A 16,885-nucleotide genomic window follows, 5' to 3' on the forward strand; every position below is an offset into this window, starting at 1 on the left:
AATCGTCGCGTCATGCGGTCGTAAGCCACGCGTCGATCGCCTGCTGTCCGGAAACCGTGACGCGCAGCACGCGCGGCCGCGCGGTGCGCTCGATCCAGCCGTGTGCGCAGAAGCTGTCGAGCAGCGCCGCGCCAAGCGCGCCACCCAGATGCGCGCGGCGTTCGCTCCAGTCGAGGCAACCGCACGCGAAGCGGCGCCGGCGCGCGCGCTGCTGCGCGACGTCGATGCCCCAGCGCGCGAGCGCCTGCGTGCCGAGCTCGGTCGTGTCGACCGCATCGCCTTGCGCGTGCAGCCAGCCGCGCGCGGTGAGCCCGTCGAAGATGCGCACCGCGAGTTCGCCGGCCATGTGGTCGTAGCAGGTGCGCGCGTAGCGGAGTTCGGCCGGCACGCTGCGCGCGGTCGGCGGAACCGGCCGGTTCGGCGCCGCCGCGCGGGCGACGTTCGCGAGCGCCTCGAGCGACGCGGCGATATCGGCGGACGCGAGCCGGTAATAGCGGTGGCGGCCGCGCACGTCGAGCGCGAGCAGCCCGCCTTCCGTCAGCCGCGACAGGTGGGCGCTCGCCGCGGACGGCGACAGCCCGGCGATCAGCGTCAGCTCGCCGGCGGGGCGGGCGCTGCCGTCCATCAGCACCCACAGCATCGCGGCCCGTCCGGGATCGGCGATCAGCGCGCCGATGCGGCTCAGGCCCGGAAAATGATGGTCGTCGGTATCGGTCATCGCGGTGTTCCGGCAGAGGAGAGGGGGCATGTCTCGCAGTGTAGGCGCTTGCGGCATTCGATGTTTCGCGTCGGGATGAAATGTCGAATGCGGAGCCGATCGGCAGCGCGAGCGCCGCCGCGCGTAGAATGACCGGACGCGGCGGCAGCGGGCCGCCGCATGCAACACGTGCAATACGATGCGACGATGAAGACGATTTTCGGCATGTTGGCGGTCGCGCTGGTCTGCGCGGCCTGTGCGCAGGGCGGCGGCGCGAGTTCCGCCGGCGAGCGCGGCGGCAGTATCGAGATGTACGGCGTGATCGACCAGGGCATCACGGTGCGCCGCTGAGCGGGCGGTGATCCGCGTCCGGGGCGCGCAGCGGCCCGTGCATGCCCGGTTGCGCCGCTTGCGCCGCGCGGGCCGGCGCGTCGCGACGCGTTGTCGCAGCGCCACGTATAATGGCCCCGATTGCAGCGCCCCCCCGCCGCCTGGAGCCCACAAGATGTCCACCTCGAACCCTGCCCCCGCGACCCTCGATCGCTCCGAAACCGTGTTCCGCTTTCTCGCCGAGCCGTCGTCCGTGAACTTCGGCGGCAAGGTGCACGGCGGCGCGCTGATGAAATGGATCGACGAGGTCGCGTACGCATGCGCGGCAGTCTGGTCGAGCCGCTACTGCGTGACGGTCAGCGTCGGCAACATCCGCTTCCAGCGCCCGATCATGGTCGGCAACCTCGTCGAGCTGAAGGCGCGCGTTGTCGCGACGGGGCGCACCAGCATGCACATCCACGTGTCCGTGCACGCCGGCGATCCGAAGGGCGGCGTGCTGCGCCAGACGACCGACTGCCTCGTCGTGTTCGTCGCGGTCGACGAGAACGGCAACCCGTTGCCGGTGCCGCCGTTCGTGCCCGAGACCGACGAGCAGAAGCGTCTCGCGAAATACGCGATGGACGTGCGCGCCGCGCTCGACAAGATCGTCGAGATGAAGCCCGAAGAGGTCGCGAAGGGCACGGTCTGACGGCCGCGCCCCGCGAACCCGGCGAGCGCCGCGCGCGTCAGCGCGACCCGATCATCTGTTCCGGCCGCACCCATGCATCGAATTCCGCCTCGGTCAGATAGCCGAGCGAGAGCGCGGCGGCCTTCAGCGTCGTGCCTTCCTTGTGCGCCTTCTTCGCGATCTGCGCGGCCTTGTCATAGCCGATGTGCGGATTGAGCGCCGTCACGAGCATCAGCGATTCGTTCAGCAGCAGGTCGATGCGCGCGCGGTTCGGCTCGATGCCCACCGCGCAATGGTCGTTGAAGCTCTGCGCGCCGTCGGCGAGCAGCCGCACCGACTGCAGCACGTTGTGCGCGATCATCGGCCGGAACACGTTCAGCTCGAAATTGCCGCTCGCGCCGCCGACGTTCACCGCGACGTCGTTGCCGAACACCTGGCAGCACAGCATCGTCACGGCCTCCGACTGCGTCGGATTCACCTTGCCCGGCATGATCGAGCTGCCCGGCTCGTTCTCGGGAATCGACAGCTCGCCCAGCCCGCAGCGCGGCCCGCTCGCGAGCCAGCGGACGTCGTTCGCGATCTTCATCAGGCTCGCCGCGACGGTCTTCAGCGCGCCGTGCGCGAACACGAGCGCGTCGGCGGCCGCCATCACCTCGAACTTGCTCGGTGCGGTGACGAACGGCAGCTTCGTCAGGCGGCCGATCTCGTCGGCGACGCGCACCGCGAATTCAGGATGCGCGTTCAGCCCCGTGCCGACCGCGGTGCCGCCGAGCGCGAGTTCGTACAGGTGCGGCAGCGCCGATTCGACGTGCCGGACGCCCTGGTCGAGCTGCGCGACGTAGCCTGAGAATTCCTGGCCGAGCGTGAGTGGCGTCGCGTCCTGCAGGTGGGTGCGGCCGATCTTCACGATGTCGGCGAACGCCTTCGATTTCGCGTCGAGCGTCGCGCGCAGCGTACGCAGCGCGGGCAGCAGATGGTTGGCGATCGCATACGCGGCGGCGACGTGCATCGCGGTCGGGAACACGTCGTTCGACGATTGCCCGCGGTTCACGTCGTCGTTCGGATGGACCTTGCGCGCTTCGCCGCGCTCGCCGCCCATCAGCTCGCTCGCCCGGTTGGCGATCACCTCGTTGAGGTTCATGTTCGTCTGCGTGCCGGAACCGGTCTGCCAGACCGCGAGCGGGAATTCGCGCGGGTGCTGGCCCGCGATGATCTCGTCGGCCGCCGCGATGATCGCGTGCGCCTTGTCGTCGGTCAGCACGCCGAGCGCCTGGTTCACGGTGGCCGCCGCGCGCTTGACGATCGCGAGCGCGTGGATCAGCTCCGGCGACTGCTTCTCGGTCGAGATCCTGAAGTTCTGCAGCGAGCGCTCGGTCTGCGCACCCCATAGCCGGGCGGCCGGCACGGCGATCTCGCCGAACGTGTCGCGTTCCATCCGAACTGCTTCGTTCATGGTGCACTCCTCTTCGAAAGGGGAAGGGCCGCGCGGCGCGCGGCATCGGGCGTATCGTGAGGCAGTCGCGCCGCTCGAGCGGCGTCTTCAACGGAAGAAGGATAGCGCCGACGGCGGGTTTGCGTCGTCAGGCGCTCATGCGCGCGGCTTCGCGAGCGATGCGCTCTTCAGGTGGAAGCGCCACGCCATCAGCGCGGCGACGCTTGCGAGTCCTGCCGCGAGGCCCCACCACAGGCCGCGTGCGCCGAGGCCCGCATGGAACGCGAGCCAGTAGCCGGTCGGAAAGCCGATCCCCCAGTAGCCGAAGGTGGCGGCCAGCATCGGGATGCGCGTGTCCTTCAGGCCGCGCAGCGCGCCGGACGCGACCGTCTGCATGCCGTCGACGATCTGGAACACCGCGGCGATCCCGAGCAGCGACGCGGCGAGCGACACGGTGCCCGCGTTGGCGGGGTCGTCGAGGCGCAGGTAGAGGCCGACGATCGTGTGCGGCGCGACGATCATCACGAGCCCCGACAGCGACATGAACGCGACGCCGAGCCCGAGCGCGACGAAACCCGCGTGCCGCGCGGCGACGGGCGCGCCCGCGCCGACCCAGTAGCCGACGCGGACGTTGGCTGCCTGGCCGATCGCGAGCGGCACCATGAACGACACCGACGCAACGTTCAGCGCGATCTGGTGCGCAGCAAGCGACGTCGCGCCGAGCACGCCGACCGTGAGGCCGGTCGCGAGGAACAGCGTCGATTCGACCCCGTACGTGATCGCGACCGGCCAGCCGATGCCGATCAGCTCGCCCATCACGGGCAGCTTCGGACGCGACACGGTCACGAAATGCTTGAAGCGCCGGCGGCCGTGCAGCAGCCAGACGAGCGCGAGCGCAGAGAGCCAGATCGTGATCGTCGTCGCGACCGCGGAACCGAGAAAGCCGAGCCGCGGCAGCCCGAACGCGCCGTGGATCAGCCCGTAGTTCAGCACGGCGTTCACGCCGACGCCGCCGAGCGACACCCACAAGAGCCGCCGCGCAGCGCCGATCGCCGGCAGGAACGAGCGCATCAGGCCGACGCCGATCAGGCTGCCGAGCGCGGCGAAGCGCAGGATGCCCGTGTATTCGCCGACGTTGCGCGCAAGCGCCGGTGGCTCGTGGAACATCAGCAGGATCGGCTCGGACAGCGACAGCGCGACGATCGCGGGAATCGCGAGCAGCACCGACAGCGCGAAGCCCGTCCAGTAGATGTGCGGCACCCGATGGTCGGCTTTCGCGCCGCGCGCATGCGCGACGCTGACGCTGACCGACGACAGCACGCCTTGCAGCACCGTGACGATCACGAAGAAGAAGTTCGCGCCGAGCCCGCCCGCCGCGAGCGAGTCGGGGCCGAGCGAGCCGAGCAGCACCGTGTCGGTGACGCTCATCGCCATCTGCGACAGCTGGGCGATCGCGAGCGGGGCGGCGAGGCGTGCGGTGTCGGCGGCGTGGCTGGACAGGGACGGCGGCGCGGCGGCCGTCCGCGAGAGACCGGAATGCGACATGGAATGAACGCTTGCACGGGTGCGGGCCCGCGCTGTGCTTATTTTGAGAGAGGGCTAGCTTACGGGTTTATTCACACCCTGTCGAACAGGTTGCCGATGGCCCTGCCGTGGGCAGGGTCGGCGGCGGCGCGGCGCCGTTGTTGCAGGCGGGCGGGGCGGCCGAGATGCGGCGCGCTCGCCTTCGCTACGCGCCATGCACCGCGATGCGCGTGTCGCCGAGCAGCACGACCTGGCCTGCGCGGATCTTGCAGGTCTTGCGGAGTTCGACGGCGCCGTCGACTTTCACCGCGCCGGACGCGACGATCACTTTGGCGGAGCCGCCGCTGTCGGCGAGGCCGGTGATCTTCAGGAGGTTGTGCAACTCGACGAATTCGCCGGTCAGCGTGAAATCCAGATTGGGCATGACGAAGAAAGCGCGCACGGCGCGGGAGGAATCGCCCCGCATCATACGGCACGCGGGGCCGTGGCGCGAGCGCGGCGGCGCGGTCTCGCGCGGTCGCGTCAGCGGGCGAGATCAGGCGAGCGCGGACACATCACGTCCCAGTCAACAATGTGCCAGCGCGAGATGTTAAGGAGTGTGAGCCATTCGTCAGCAAATGAAACGGTGGGTAACAGTCTGCGAGATCGGCGAACCCACGCCGCAAGGGCCGGGTCTCTAGCCGTACCTGCCGCGTGTTGCGGCGGGGTACGCGACGGACCGCACCGATGCGGCCCGCGCCAACAACTTCTTGAGGAGGATTGCCATGTCCAAGATTCGTATGATGCTGATCGGTGCCGCAGTGACGGCGTTCGCGACCTCGGCTGCATTCGCGCAGACGGGTGCAGGCGCGCAGGGTGCGGCAGGTGCCGGCGTACAGGTGCAGACGCCGGCTGCCGGCATCGGCGCAGGTGCGCAGGGCGCGGCCGGCGCGAATGCGTCGGGCAGCGGCCTCGGCAATGCGGTCGACGGTGCAGCCGGCGCGGTCGGCTCGGCGGCCGATGACGCAAAGGACACCGCATCGTCGGCTGTCCATTCGGCGAAGAAGCACGTGAAGCACGCCGCGAAGTCGACGAAGAGCCATGTCGGCGCCGCAAAGGCGAAGGCCGGCGAAGCGGCCGAAGGCGGCGAGGCTGCCCAGGGCGGCGCGTCGGTTGGCGTGCAGGGCGGTGCTTCGGCCCAGGGCGCTGCGCAGTAAGCGGCGTTCGTTCGCCGGCACGACGGTCGCCCCGGAAGGCGCGTCGTGACGGCGGCCATCCGGCGGCCCGGTTCGCTTCGCGCGGACCGGGCCGTCTTTCATTGCGGCCGGCGTGCGATCACGGCCGGCGCTGCTCCGATGCGTTGCCTTGTGCGGTCCGAGGCTGGGCGGGCGCAAACACGCTGCGCAGCCACGCGGCAAGGCGCGCGAACACGTCGTACGGTTCTTCGACGAAGATCTCCGGCTTCAGCAGCCGCAGGTATTCCATGATCTGTTGCGCTTCCTGCTTCTGGAACGAGCCGTGCGCGAGCCCGAGCCGCAACAGCCCGCGCAACTCGCCGAGCTTGTCGCGCGCGGTGCTGCCGATGCTCATCTCGCACGCGAGCTTCGCTTCGTAGATCCGTTGCCGCAGCGATTCCGCGAGCCGCCACGCGGGCGTCTGCATCTGTTCCTCGAGCACCTGGATGTCGAGGACCGCGCTCTTGATCTGCGCGGCGAGCGGGTCGACGAGACTGGCCTCGCCCTGCGCTTCGGTGACGATCGCCTTCGACCAGTCGCGGCATGCCTTCACGAGTTCGTCGGGCGTCCATTCCGAGCGCGACGCGAAGCCGAAGCCGAATTCGCCGGCCTGCCGCATCAGGATCGCGACGACGTCCGGGAATTCCTTGTCGAGCGTGCGCTTCGCCCATGCATACTGGCCGCCCTCCAGCATCCGCTGCACCGCGTGCTCGGTCAGCGGCACCATGTTGTCGAGCAGTTTTGCGCGCAGGAAGTCCTCGAACGACGGCGTCGCGAACTGCGGGTCGAGTTTCAGCGACACGCGCACGAAGGCGTCGTAGTCCTTGCGCAGGGACGCGAGCGTGTCGTCCTTGAGGGAAAGGGTGATCTGGCCCATGAATCGTCTCGATGGCGGCCCGCGGGTGCCGGAGCCGACTGCGTGCGCCGGTACGGGCGCAGCGTCGACGAACCGATCTGCGCCGGGGCTGATGGCGGGTCTTCAACCGTTTATCGGCGCACGGGCGGGAAACTTGAGCGGGACGCGCCGAAGCGCGCGCCGCGCGGTCAGTGGGTGACACAGGCAAGGCGGCATCCGGACGAGGCGGCCGCGGATGCACGTGCCGGCGGGCGCGCCGTTCAGCCCGGCAGCCAGCCGTGCGGCAGCACGACGCCCTGCCAGACGAAGAACACCGCGAGCCCGGCGGCGATCGTCACGAGCGGCCGGCGCGTCGTTGCCGACACCAGCACGGCGGCGAGCGCGCCGACGAGCTGCGGATTGCGCCATGTGAGCTCCGCCGTCCCGCCGTGCGGCGACACGGTCATCGGCACGATGATCGCGGTCAGCACGGTGACGGGCACGAAGCCGAGGGCGGTACGCACGAGCGGCGGGAAGGTCAGCCGTTCGCCGAACAGGAACAGCGTCGAGCGGATCGCATACGTGATGACGGCCATTCCGAGGATCAGCAGCGCGTAGTTCACGATGCGGCCTCCGTACGCGAGCCGGCGCGCGCGCGGTCGTGCAGCAGCGTGAGCGCGACGCCGACGACGACCCCGGCTGCCACCGCGCCGAGCAGGCCGAGCTTGTACGGCCAGCCCTGCCAGTAATAGGCGAGCGTGCCGGCGGTCGCGGCTGCCGCGAAGAAGCGCAGCGTGCCGAGCTGCGGCACCACGATCGCGATGAAGGTCGCCGCCATCGCGAAATCGAGGCCGAGCGACTGGAGCCCCGGGAACGCGGCGCCGAACCACAGGCCGGCGATCGTCCAGATCTGCCAGTTCACGTACATCGCGATTCCCGAGCCGAGGAAGTAGTGCGGGCCGATCGCGCCCGGCGGGAAGTGCCGGTAGTGCGCATACGCGACCGCGAATACTTCGTCGGTCATCAGCGCGCCGAGCGTCGCGCGCCAGCGCAGCGGCAGGTGCGCGACGTAGGGCGCGAGCGTCGCGCTGTACAGCAGGTGGCGCAGGTTGACGATCAGCGTCGTCGCGAGCACGACCGCGAAGCCCGCGCCGCCCGCGATGAGCCCGAGCGCGATGAACTGCGCGGACCCTGCGAACACGGTCAGCGACATCAGTGCGCCGTGCCAGCCGGCGAGCGGGCCGCCGCTGACGAGCGTGCCGTAGATCACGCCGAACGGCGCCGCGCCGACCATCATCGGGATCGTGTCGCGTGCGCCGTCGAGCCACTCGTTTAGCGGACGGCGGGGGGGTGATGTTGGGGAGTGGTTCAAGATTGCGCCTCCATCCTGTGGAGGATAGCGGGGCGGCACGCTGCCGACTTGTACGTTCTTGCGCTGCCGCGTGCTGCCGTGTGCGGCGCTGCGTGGTGCGCGACCCCCGATTCGCGATGCGGGCGATGGGCTTTCCGGCCGCCTTTTTGTCTCTTCTTGCGCCTTCCCGCCTGCCATGCCCGGACTTCGGGCCGATGCGCGCGTGCCGGGCGACCGCGGCGGCGGCGCGCGCCGGTGCGTCAGCGCGTTTGCCAGCGTCCCGGCGGCACGCCGAACATCCGTTTGAAATGCCGGGTGAAATGGCTCTGGTCGACGAAGCCGCTGTCCGCCGCGACGTCGGCGACGGCGACACCCGCGCGCAGCGGCGCGAGCGCGCGCTGCAGACGCAACTGGTTGCGCCACGCATGCGGCGGCATGCCGATCGTGCGCGTGAAGAGGCGTGCGGCGTGGAAGGGCGACAGGCCGGCCGCGCGCGCGACCTCGTCGAGCGTCATCGCGCGCGTCAGGTCGGCGGCGAGCTGCTCGCGCATCGCCTCGACGCGCGGTTCGTCGGCCGCGAGCGGCGCCGGCCGCGGATGCGTGTCGGCGTGGCGCACGATCAATGTCGAGAGCGCGTCGAGCATCGCGGTTTCGGCCGCGAGCGGATCGTAGATGCGTAGCGCACCGGGCGTCGGATCGTCGCTGGCCTGCTGTCGGTGCTCGTTCGCGCTCGCCGCGCTCACGCTGCCGGCCTCCATCATCCGGTGCGCGAGCGCGAGCCGGGCCGCGAGGTCGGGATCGCGAATCACGTCGGGCGGAAACCACGGCGCATCCTGCGGCCTGCCTGCGATCGCACTGGCGAGCGTCCGGATGAAGTCCACCGGCACGTAGCCGACGCGATAGCACCAGCCTTCGTCCGCCGCGCGAGAGCCGGTATGCACTTCACCGGGATTGATCACGGGCACGCTGCCTGTTTCTGCGACAAAGCCGTTGCCGCGATACGTGAAGCGCTCCGCGCCCTCCAGGATCACGGGAATCGTGTACGTGTCGTGCCAGTGCGGCGCGAACGCGTGGTCGCGATAGGTGGCCGTGACGAGATCCGCGCCCGGCAGCAGCGGCGTGCGCCAGTAGCGGGCGGAATCCGGAAGGCGGGTGGCGGACATGATCGGGCGCGGGAGCGGGCGAACCGATAGTGTAGTGCCGCGCGAGTCCGGCGCGCTTACTTGACGGGGATCGGCGTGGCGGCGGGGACGGGCACCGCGGTCACGCTGTTCTTCGGGCTGCCGCTGACGACCCGGTCGCTGTAGGTCAGGTAGACGAGCGTGTTGCGCTTCTTGTCGACGACCCGCACGACGTGCAGCGTCTTGAAGATGAACGACATTCGCTCGCTGAACACGTCGGTCTGCTGCTTGAGCGGCCCCGTGAAGCTGATCGGGGCGACCTGCCGGCACGCGATCGACGCTTCGCTCGGATCTTCGGCGATGCCGAGCGAGCCCTTGATCCCGCCGGTGCGCGCGCGCGACACATAGCAGGTCACGCCCTGGACGAGCGGATCGTCATACGCCTCGACGACCACGCGGTCGGAGCCCGTCACGCGGAAATTGGTGTTGACGCTGCCGACTTCCTCTGCGTGCGCGAGCGGCGCGGCGGCGAACGTTGCGACGAGGAGGGCGGACGACACGACGGCGGAAAGGCGGGTCTTCATCGGCGGAATCTGAAGCGATTGCGGGACAGAGACTCTAGCACGCGCGCGGGACGCGCCATCGGCAATGGATGCCGTGCAACGCCGGAAAAACAAAAGGCCCGTCGAATGACGGGCCTTTCGCTATTTGGCTCCCCGACCTGGGCTCGAACCAGGGACCTACGGATTAACAGTCCGGCGCTCTACCGACTGAGCTATCGGGGAATAAATCGGTACATCTGCGTTTGTCTACCAACAAAAAACCCGTCCACCTTCAACGGGCCTTTGCATTTTTTTGGCTCCCCGACCTGGGCTCGAACCAGGGACCTACGGATTAACAGTCCGGCGCTCTACCGACTGAGCTATCGGGGAACAAACAGCAGAGAAATGAGATTTTATGGGGTGTCGGTTAGTCTGTCAACACCTTTGACGTACACCGCTGAAAATTTTTTCCGGGCGGGCGCCGTGCGATCAGCGCTCGAGCAGGTGCAGTTTCTCCTGCACGTCCTTCCACTCGTCCGCGTCGGCCGGCGCCGGCTTCGTCTTCGTGATCGACGGCCAGTTCTTCGCCAGCTCCGCGTTCAGCGCGGTGAATTGCTGCTGGTCGCCCGGAACGTCTTCTTCCGCGTAGATCGCGTTGGTCGGGCACTCTGCGACGCACACTGCGCAGTCGATGCACTCGTCCGGATCGATCGCGAGAAAGTTGGGACCTTCACGGAAGCAATCCACAGGGCACACATCCACGCAATCCGTGTATTTGCACTTGATGCAGCCTTCGGTCACAACGTGAGTCATTAAAACGCTCCTGCTTGGCGGTCGGTATATATGGGGTGGCGTTTGCGCCAAAAGCGGCATTGTAACTGATGCGCAAAACCCGCATCGCGTGGTCGGCTTTCCGGCTTATACCGTTTCGTGATTAGTTTATGGCGGGCCGCGCAGGCGGGCCCGCCTGGGGCGGCGAGCCCAAGGCGGCCAATACACCGCGGCGCGGTTTCGCGATGGTCCGGCACGCATTCGGGTAACATGGCCGGCACGCCGGGCGGCGCGCGGTGCGCCGGAGCCGGTCCCGATATTGGCGGTGCCGTCATCATGATCATCACTTCGCTGCTCGACACGGATCTCTACAAGTTCACGATGATGCAGGTCGTCCTGCATCACTTTCCGGCCGCAAGCGTCGAGTACCGCTTCAAGTGCCGCACGCCCGGCGTCGATCTCGTGCCCTACATCGACGAGATCCGCGACGAGGTGCGCGGCCTGTGCGCGCTGCGCTTCACCGACGACGAACTCGACTACCTGCGGCGGATGCGCTTCATCAAGAGCGACTTCGTCGATTTCCTCGCACTCTTCCATCTTAACGAAAAGTACATCTCGATCAAGCCGTCGCCGAAGGGCAACGGCGAGATCGACATCGAGATCCAGGGGCCGTGGCTGCACACGATCCTGTTCGAGATCCCGGTGCTCGCGATCGTCAACGAGGTCTATTTCCGCAACACGCAGCGCGAGCCCGACTACCGCGAGGGCCGCGGGCGGCTGCGCGAGAAGATCAAGCTGCTCGGCGGGAAGCCCGAGTTCGCCGACTGCAAGATCGCCGACTACGGCACGCGCCGGCGCTTCTCGAAGGTCTGGCACGAGGAAGTCGCGCTCACGCTGCGCGACGGCCTCGGCCCGCAGTTCGCGGGCACGAGCAACGTGCTCTACGCGATGAAGCACGGCATCACGCCGCTCGGCACGATGGCGCACGAATACCTGCAGGCGTGCCAGGCGCTCGGCCCGCGGCTGCGCGACTCGCAGACCTACGGTTTCGAGATGTGGGCGAAGGAATACCGCGGCGACCTCGGCATCGCGCTGTCGGACGTCTACGGGATGGACGCGTTCCTGCGCGACTTCGACATGTACTTCTGCAAGCTGTTCGACGGCGCGCGCCACGACTCGGGCGATCCGTTCGAGTGGGGCGAACGGATGATCCGGCATTACGAGGCCAACCGTTGCGATCCGCGCACCAAGGTGCTCGTGTTCTCCGACGCGCTCGACATCCCGAAGGTCATGCAACTGTACGAACGGTTCCGCGGACGCTGCAAGCTCGCGTTCGGCGTCGGCACCAACCTGACCAACGACCTCGGCTACGTGCCGCTGCAGATCGTCATCAAGATGGTCCGCTGCAACGGGCAGCCGGTCGCGAAGCTGTCGGATTCGCCGGGCAAGAGCATGTGCGACGACAAGGCGTATCTCGCTTACCTGCGCCAGGTGTTCGGCATCGCGCAGCCGGTCGACGAAGACGCGTCGAAGTAGCCATCGGCCGTTCGGCCGAAACTGCGTCGGGGCGAGGGCGGCCGGTATAATCCGACGGTATCGCACGCCAACGTCACGAGGACCGTTCATGGACACTTCCGCTGCCCGTCGCCAGATCCTCGCGCGCATCCGGGCCGCGCAGGGGCGCTCGGCCGAGCCGGACGCGGTGGAGCGCGAAGGTGTCGCCGACTACCTCGCCCGTCATCCGCAAGGCCCGCGCCCGCCGGCGCCGGCCGATCTCGTCGCCGCATTCGTCGACGAAGCCACGAAGCTTGCGACGACCGTCGAAGAAGTCGACGCACTCGCCGACGCGCCGGCCGCCGCTGCCCGCTACCTGTCCGCGCACGGTCTGCCGATGCAGGCCATCGCCTGGCGCACGCTCGCCGATCTCGACTGGGCTGGCGCAGGTCTTGCCGTCGAATGCCGCAAGCCGGTTGACGGCGATCTCGTCGGCCTGACCGGCTGCTTCTGCGCGACGGCGGAAACCGGCTCGCTGGTCCTGCTGTCGGGGCCCGATACGTATGCGTCGGCCGGCCTGCTGCCGGAGACGCATATCGCGATCGTGCCCGCGTCGCGGATCGTCGCCGGCCACGAAGACGCGTTCGCGCTGATCCGTGCGGAGCGCGGCGAATTGCCGCGTGCGGTCAACTTCGTGTCCGGTCCGTCGCGCACGGGCGACATCGAGCAAACCATCGTGCTGGGCGCACACGGCCCGTACCGCGTCCACGTGATCGTCGTACGGGGCGCATGACGCGCCCGCCGCATTCACCGCAACTCACATACAAGGAAGTACCGCATGAAACGACATGCCGCCTGGGCGGGCATGGCGTCGGGGGCTACGCTTGGCGCCGTTCCCGCGCTCGCATCGGCCGCGACGCTTGACGGCGCCACGTTGTCCGCGCTCTGGGGCATCCCGTTTGCCGGGGTCCTGCTGTCCATCGCGCTGTTCCCGCTCGCAGCGCCAGTGTTCTGGCATCACCATTTCGGCAAGATCGCGGCCGCATGGGGGATCGCGTTCCTGGTCCCGTTCGCCGCGGTGTTCGGCGCCGGCACCGCGTTCGGCACGCTCGTGCACGCGCTGCTCGAGGAATACATCCCGTTCATCGTGCTGCTCACCGCGCTTTACACGGTCGCGGGCGGCATCTGCGTGAACGGCAACCTGCACGGCACGCCGAAGCTCAACACCGCGATCCTCGCGCTCGGCACGCTGCTCGCGAGCGTAATGGGCACGACCGGCGCGGCGATGCTGCTGATCCGGCCGCTTCTGCGCGCGAACGACAACCGCAAGCACGTCGTGCACGTCGTGATCTTCTTCATCTTCCTCGTCGCGAACGCGGGCGGCTCGCTGTCGCCGCTCGGCGATCCGCCGCTGTTCCTCGGCTTCCTGAACGGCGTGAGCTTCTTCTGGACGACGACGCATCTCGCGCTGCCGATGCTGTTCATCTGTGGGGTGCTGCTGGCCGTGTTTTTCGTACTCGATACGTATTTCTACCGGAAGGGGGGCGAAGAGCGGCCGGCCGTCCTCGATCCGACGCCCGACAGCGATGCGCTGTCGATCGACGGCAAGATCAACTTCGTGCTGCTCGCGGTGGTGGTCGGCCTCGTGCTGATGAGCGGGATCTGGAAGCCGGGCATCACGTTCGACGTGTGGGGCACGCACGTCGCGCTGCAGAACCTCGCGCGCGACGTCGCGCTCGTCGGCGTGACGCTCGCCTCGCTCGCGCTGACGCCGCGTTCCGCACGCGAAGGCAACGCGTTCAACTGGGCGCCGATCGAGGAGGTCGCGAAGCTGTTCGCGGGCATCTTCGTGACGATCGCGCCGGTGATCGTGATCCTGCGCGCAGGCGCGGACGGCGCGTTCGCGCACATCGTCCATCTCGTCACCGGGCCGGACGGCAAGCCGATCGACGCGATGTACTTCTGGGCGACGGGCCTGCTGTCGTCGTTCCTCGACAACGCGCCGACCTATCTCGTGTTCTTCAACCTCGCGGGCGGCGATGCGCAATCGCTGATGACGACAGGCGCGACGACGCTCGCCGCGATTTCCGCGGGCGCCGTGTTCATGGGCGCGAACAGCTACATCGGCAATGCGCCGAACTTCATGGTGAAGGCGATCGCCGAATCGCGCGGCGTGAAGATGCCGAGCTTCTTCGCGTATCTCGGCTGGGCGATCGTCGTGCTGGTGCCCGTATTCCTGCTCGCGACGCGGATCTTCTTCACGGCGTAAGCTGACGGTTTTCAACAATCAGCGGGCGCCTCGCCGCGCGATGCGCGCGATGGGCCGCCGGCGACATGCGGAGATGGCGATGCAGAAGATCCTGGTCGCGCGTCCGATCTTTCCGGACGTGATCGAACGGCTCGAGCAGTATTTCGAAGTCGATTGGAACAACGGCGACGCGCTTGCCCCCGACGCGCTCGCCGCGCGCCTTGCCGACAAGGACGGCGCGCTGACGGCCGGCGACCCGGTCGGCGCGGACATGCTCGCGGCGGCGCCGCGCCTGCGCGTCGTGTCGAACATGGCGGTCGGCTACAACAATTTCGACATGGCGGCGTTCAATGCGGCGAACGTGCTCGGCACCAACACGCCTGACGTGCTGAACGAGTCCACCGCCGATTTCGGCTGGGCGCTGATGATGGCGGCCGCACGGCGCATCGCCGAGTCCGAGCACTGGCTGCGCGCCGGCCACTGGCAGAAGTGGGCGTACGACGGCTTCCTGGGCACCGACATCCACGGCTCGACGCTCGGCGTGATCGGGATGGGCCGCATCGGCCAGGCGCTCGCGCGCCGCGCGAAGGGCTTCGGCATGCAGGTGATCTATCACAACCGCTCGCGGGTCGCGCCGGAGATCGAGGCCGAGCTGAATGCCGAGTACGTATCGAAGGACGCGCTGCTGTCGCGTGCCGACCACGTCGTGCTCGTGCTGCCGTATACGAAGGAAAACCACCACACGATCGGCGCGGCCGAGCTCGCGCTGATGAAGCCCACCGCGACGCTGACCAACATCGCGCGCGGCGGGATCGTCGACGACGCGGCGCTGGCCGCCGCATTGCGAGACAGGAAAATCGCGGCGGCGGGTCTCGACGTGTTCGAGGGCGAGCCGAGCGTGCATCCGGCGCTGCTCGAGGTGCCGAACGTCGTGCTGACGCCGCATATCGCGAGCGCGACGGAGAAGACCCGCCGCGCGATGGCGAACCTCGCGGCCGACAACCTGATTGCTGCGCTGGGCGTTGGGCCGCGCGCGGGGCGGCCGCCGAATCCGATCAACCCGGACGTGATCGGGAAGACGCGCGCATGACGATGACGTTGTTGCTTGCGGCGGTCGTCGTGCTGGCCGTCGCGCTGGCGGTGGCGATCGTCACGATCGTGCGGGGCGGCGGCCGTCACGACGATACGGCACTGCTCGGCGATCAGATCGAAGACGCCGCGCAGGCGCAGGCGCGCGCGCTCGAGCGGCTCGAGCGCGAGTTGCGCGGCGAGATCGTCGAGGGTTCGCGCGGCTCGCGCACCGAATTGGCGGGCAGTTTCGCGCGGCTGCAGCAGACGCTCGCCGCGCAGATGACGAGCGTCGCGACCGTACAGAACAGCCAGATCGACGGTTTCGCGCAGCAGCTCGCGAAGCTCGTTGCCGGCAACACGCAGCAGTTCGATGCGATGCGCGACAGCCTGCAGCGCCAGGCGCAGCAGGCGCGCGAAGAGCAGACCGCGGCGCTTCGGCAGTTCGGCGACACGCTGAACCGGCAGCTCACGCAACTCACCGAGGCGAACGACCGGCGGATCGGCGAGGTGCGCGCGACGCTCGAACAGCGCCTGAAGGAAATCGAGACGAACAACGCGGCGAAGCTCGAGGAGATGCGGCGGACCGTCGACGAGAAGCTGCACGCGACGCTCGAGCAGCGGCTCGGCGAGTCGTTCAAGCTGGTGTCCGACCGGCTCGAACAGGTGCATCGCGGGCTCGGCGAGATGCAGACGCTCGCGGCCGGGGTCGGCGACCTGAAGAAGGTGCTGACCAACGTGAAGACGCGCGGCACGTGGGGCGAAGTCCAGCTCGAAGCACTGCTCGAACAGATGCTGACGCCCGACCAGTACGCGAAGAACGTCGCGACGGTGCCGAAGAGCAGCGAGCGGGTCGAATTCGCAATCCGCCTGCCGGGGCGTGACGCCGGCACACGCGACGCGCCGCCGGTCTGGCTGCCGATCGATGCGAAGTTCCCTCGCGAGGACTACGAGCGGCTGATCGATGCGCAGGAGCGCGCCGATGCGGCCGCGGTCGAAGAGGCCGCGCGCGCGCTCGAAATGCGCGTGCGGGCGGAAGCGCGCACGATCGCCGAGAAATACGTGGCGCCGCCGCACACGACCGATTTCGCGCTGCTGTTCCTGCCGACCGAAGGGCTGTATGCGGAGATCCTGCGCCGCCCGGGGCTGACCGACCTGCTGCAGCGCGACTACCGCGTGACGGTCGCGGGCCCGACGACGCTCACCGCATTGCTGAACAGCCTGCAGATGGGATTCCGCACGCTGGCGATCGAGAAGCGTTCGAGCGAGGTCTGGCAGGTGCTCGGCGCGGTGAAGACGGAATTCGGCAAGTTCGGCGACGTGCTCGCGCGCACGAAGTCGCAACTGGAGACGGTCACGCGGTCGATCGAGGCGGCCGAACAGCGCACCCGCGTGATGAACCGCAAGCTCAAGCAGGTCGAGGCGCTGCCGGGCGACACGGCCGCCGGGCTGCTCGGTGCGGACGGAGTCGACGGGGCGGAAGGCGCGGATACCGACGAGGCCTGACCGGCATTCGCCGTGCGGGGCGGGCAGCAACGAAAACGGGCGCCGTCGGCGCCCGTTTTCGTTTTGCGGCGACGCCGCGCGCAGC

At 68.6% G+C, this 16,885-nt stretch carries 18 protein-coding genes and 2 tRNA genes; 8 read left to right on the forward strand and 12 right to left on the reverse strand.

What is annotated here, in order from left to right; all coding sequences use genetic code 11:
* Positions 1 to 10 precede the first annotated feature (10 nt).
* On the reverse strand, positions 11 to 718 hold the full coding sequence (locus tag ACV229_RS19850) for an ArsR/SmtB family transcription factor (protein WP_448084809.1): 708 nt from the start codon (positions 716 to 718) through the stop codon (positions 11 to 13).
* Positions 719 to 904: 186 nt separating this feature from the next.
* On the opposite strand from ACV229_RS19850, the gene ACV229_RS19855 reads away from it, so the two are divergent.
* Complete coding sequence (locus ACV229_RS19855; RefSeq protein ID WP_448075203.1) at positions 905 to 1,048, forward strand: hypothetical protein; 144 nt, start codon at positions 905 to 907, stop codon at positions 1,046 to 1,048.
* A 154-nt stretch (positions 1,049 to 1,202) separates the two neighbouring features.
* Positions 1,203 to 1,715: an acyl-CoA thioesterase gene (locus ACV229_RS19860; protein WP_448084810.1), complete on the forward strand. Its 513-nt coding sequence runs from the start codon at positions 1,203 to 1,205 to the stop codon at positions 1,713 to 1,715.
* A gap of 37 nt (positions 1,716 to 1,752) precedes the next feature.
* On the opposite strand, the gene fumC is transcribed toward ACV229_RS19860, so the two are convergent.
* The 3 genes from fumC to ACV229_RS19875 all read right to left on the reverse strand — a co-directional run bounded on the left by fumC (position 1,753) and on the right by ACV229_RS19875 (position 5,074).
* Positions 1,753 to 3,147: a class II fumarate hydratase gene (fumC, locus tag ACV229_RS19865; RefSeq protein WP_448084811.1), complete on the reverse strand. Its 1,395-nt coding sequence runs from the start codon at positions 3,145 to 3,147 to the stop codon at positions 1,753 to 1,755.
* Positions 3,148 to 3,282: 135 nt separating this feature from the next.
* Positions 3,283 to 4,671, reverse strand: coding sequence for a multidrug efflux MATE transporter NorM (norM, locus tag ACV229_RS19870; protein WP_448084812.1), 1,389 nt, complete (start codon positions 4,669 to 4,671; stop codon positions 3,283 to 3,285).
* Positions 4,672 to 4,855: 184 nt separating this feature from the next.
* Positions 4,856 to 5,074, reverse strand: coding sequence for an RNA-binding S4 domain-containing protein (locus ACV229_RS19875; protein ID WP_059564720.1), 219 nt, complete (start codon positions 5,072 to 5,074; stop codon positions 4,856 to 4,858).
* Positions 5,075 to 5,414: 340 nt separating this feature from the next.
* Between ACV229_RS19875 and ACV229_RS19880 the strand changes: the two genes are divergently transcribed.
* Entirely contained in the window at positions 5,415 to 5,846 is a 432-nt protein-coding gene (locus ACV229_RS19880; protein WP_448084813.1) for a hypothetical protein, read from the forward strand.
* 118 nt (positions 5,847 to 5,964) lie between these two features.
* Here ACV229_RS19880 and ACV229_RS19885 read toward each other — a convergent pair whose 3' ends face one another.
* The 8 genes from ACV229_RS19885 to fdxA all read right to left on the reverse strand — a co-directional run bounded on the left by ACV229_RS19885 (position 5,965) and on the right by fdxA (position 10,526).
* Complete coding sequence (locus tag ACV229_RS19885; RefSeq protein WP_448084814.1) at positions 5,965 to 6,741, reverse strand: DUF4088 family protein; 777 nt, start codon at positions 6,739 to 6,741, stop codon at positions 5,965 to 5,967.
* A gap of 239 nt (positions 6,742 to 6,980) precedes the next feature.
* The gene (locus tag ACV229_RS19890; protein ID WP_448084815.1) at positions 6,981 to 7,322 is read right to left on the reverse strand and encodes an AzlD domain-containing protein; all 342 of its coding nucleotides are present in this window, start codon (positions 7,320 to 7,322) and stop codon (positions 6,981 to 6,983) included.
* Positions 7,319 to 8,071, reverse strand: a complete 753-nt coding sequence (locus tag ACV229_RS19895; RefSeq protein WP_448084816.1) for an AzlC family ABC transporter permease — start codon at positions 8,069 to 8,071, stop codon at positions 7,319 to 7,321. Before ACV229_RS19895 ends, ACV229_RS19890 begins: the two co-directional genes overlap by 4 nt.
* A 239-nt stretch (positions 8,072 to 8,310) precedes the next feature.
* A complete protein-coding gene (locus tag ACV229_RS19900; protein ID WP_448084817.1) occupies positions 8,311 to 9,213 on the reverse strand; it encodes an AraC family transcriptional regulator in 903 nt (300 codons plus the stop codon).
* Between the two features lie 56 nt (positions 9,214 to 9,269).
* A complete protein-coding gene (locus ACV229_RS19905; RefSeq protein WP_448084818.1) occupies positions 9,270 to 9,755 on the reverse strand; it encodes a CreA family protein in 486 nt (161 codons plus the stop codon).
* Between the two features lie 125 nt (positions 9,756 to 9,880).
* Positions 9,881 to 9,956: transfer RNA gene (locus tag ACV229_RS19910), tRNA-Asn, on the reverse strand.
* Between the two features lie 71 nt (positions 9,957 to 10,027).
* Positions 10,028 to 10,103 (reverse strand) — tRNA-Asn (locus tag ACV229_RS19915).
* Between the two features lie 99 nt (positions 10,104 to 10,202).
* A complete protein-coding gene (gene fdxA, locus ACV229_RS19920) occupies positions 10,203 to 10,526 on the reverse strand; it encodes a ferredoxin FdxA (protein ID WP_042583454.1) in 324 nt (107 codons plus the stop codon).
* Positions 10,527 to 10,820: 294 nt separating this feature from the next.
* On the opposite strand from fdxA, the gene pncB reads away from it, so the two are divergent.
* The 5 genes from pncB (at position 10,821) to rmuC (ending at position 16,800) form a co-directional block, all read left to right on the forward strand.
* Positions 10,821 to 12,020 (forward strand): nicotinate phosphoribosyltransferase, encoded by a 1,200-nt coding sequence (gene pncB, locus ACV229_RS19925; RefSeq protein ID WP_448084819.1) that lies wholly within the window; start codon positions 10,821 to 10,823, stop codon positions 12,018 to 12,020.
* A gap of 88 nt (positions 12,021 to 12,108) precedes the next feature.
* Positions 12,109 to 12,771, forward strand: a complete 663-nt coding sequence (locus ACV229_RS19930; RefSeq protein ID WP_448084820.1) for a LutC/YkgG family protein — start codon at positions 12,109 to 12,111, stop codon at positions 12,769 to 12,771.
* 45 nt (positions 12,772 to 12,816) lie between these two features.
* A complete protein-coding gene (locus ACV229_RS19935) occupies positions 12,817 to 14,247 on the forward strand; it encodes a sodium:proton antiporter (RefSeq protein WP_448084821.1) in 1,431 nt (476 codons plus the stop codon).
* A 79-nt stretch (positions 14,248 to 14,326) separates the two neighbouring features.
* Positions 14,327 to 15,316: a 2-hydroxyacid dehydrogenase gene (locus ACV229_RS19940; RefSeq protein ID WP_448084822.1), complete on the forward strand. Its 990-nt coding sequence runs from the start codon at positions 14,327 to 14,329 to the stop codon at positions 15,314 to 15,316.
* Complete coding sequence (gene rmuC / locus ACV229_RS19945) at positions 15,313 to 16,800, forward strand: DNA recombination protein RmuC (protein WP_448084823.1); 1,488 nt, start codon at positions 15,313 to 15,315, stop codon at positions 16,798 to 16,800. The genes ACV229_RS19940 and rmuC overlap by 4 nt, the downstream gene beginning before the upstream one ends.
* The last annotated feature ends 85 nt before the right edge of the window (positions 16,801 to 16,885 follow it).

The sequence above is a fragment of the Burkholderia sp. MR1-5-21 genome (genome assembly GCF_053427715.1).

What these genes read in the sequence shown, in the direction of transcription:
- ACV229_RS19875 (WP_059564720.1), bottom strand. Translation starts at nt 5,074, where the DNA reads ATGCCCAATCTGGATTTCACGCTGACCGGCGAATTCGTCGAGTTGCAC.
- ACV229_RS19860 (WP_448084810.1), top strand. Translation starts at nt 1,203, where the DNA reads ATGTCCACCTCGAACCCTGCCCCCGCGACCCTCGATCGCTCCGAAACC.
- ACV229_RS19940 (WP_448084822.1), top strand. Translation starts at nt 14,327, where the DNA reads ATGCAGAAGATCCTGGTCGCGCGTCCGATCTTTCCGGACGTGATCGAA.
- pncB (WP_448084819.1), top strand. Translation starts at nt 10,821, where the DNA reads ATGATCATCACTTCGCTGCTCGACACGGATCTCTACAAGTTCACGATG.
- ACV229_RS19905 (WP_448084818.1), bottom strand. Translation starts at nt 9,755, where the DNA reads ATGAAGACCCGCCTTTCCGCCGTCGTGTCGTCCGCCCTCCTCGTCGCA.
- ACV229_RS19885 (WP_448084814.1), bottom strand. Translation starts at nt 6,741, where the DNA reads ATGGGCCAGATCACCCTTTCCCTCAAGGACGACACGCTCGCGTCCCTG.
- ACV229_RS19935 (WP_448084821.1), top strand. Translation starts at nt 12,817, where the DNA reads ATGAAACGACATGCCGCCTGGGCGGGCATGGCGTCGGGGGCTACGCTT.
- ACV229_RS19930 (WP_448084820.1), top strand. Translation starts at nt 12,109, where the DNA reads ATGGACACTTCCGCTGCCCGTCGCCAGATCCTCGCGCGCATCCGGGCC.
- ACV229_RS19900 (WP_448084817.1), bottom strand. Translation starts at nt 9,213, where the DNA reads ATGTCCGCCACCCGCCTTCCGGATTCCGCCCGCTACTGGCGCACGCCG.
- rmuC (WP_448084823.1), top strand. Translation starts at nt 15,313, where the DNA reads ATGACGATGACGTTGTTGCTTGCGGCGGTCGTCGTGCTGGCCGTCGCG.
- fdxA (WP_042583454.1), bottom strand. Translation starts at nt 10,526, where the DNA reads ATGACTCACGTTGTGACCGAAGGCTGCATCAAGTGCAAATACACGGAT.
- fumC (WP_448084811.1), bottom strand. Translation starts at nt 3,147, where the DNA reads ATGAACGAAGCAGTTCGGATGGAACGCGACACGTTCGGCGAGATCGCC.
- ACV229_RS19855 (WP_448075203.1), top strand. Translation starts at nt 905, where the DNA reads ATGAAGACGATTTTCGGCATGTTGGCGGTCGCGCTGGTCTGCGCGGCC.
- norM (WP_448084812.1), bottom strand. Translation starts at nt 4,671, where the DNA reads ATGTCGCATTCCGGTCTCTCGCGGACGGCCGCCGCGCCGCCGTCCCTG.
- ACV229_RS19880 (WP_448084813.1), top strand. Translation starts at nt 5,415, where the DNA reads ATGTCCAAGATTCGTATGATGCTGATCGGTGCCGCAGTGACGGCGTTC.
- ACV229_RS19850 (WP_448084809.1), bottom strand. Translation starts at nt 718, where the DNA reads ATGACCGATACCGACGACCATCATTTTCCGGGCCTGAGCCGCATCGGC.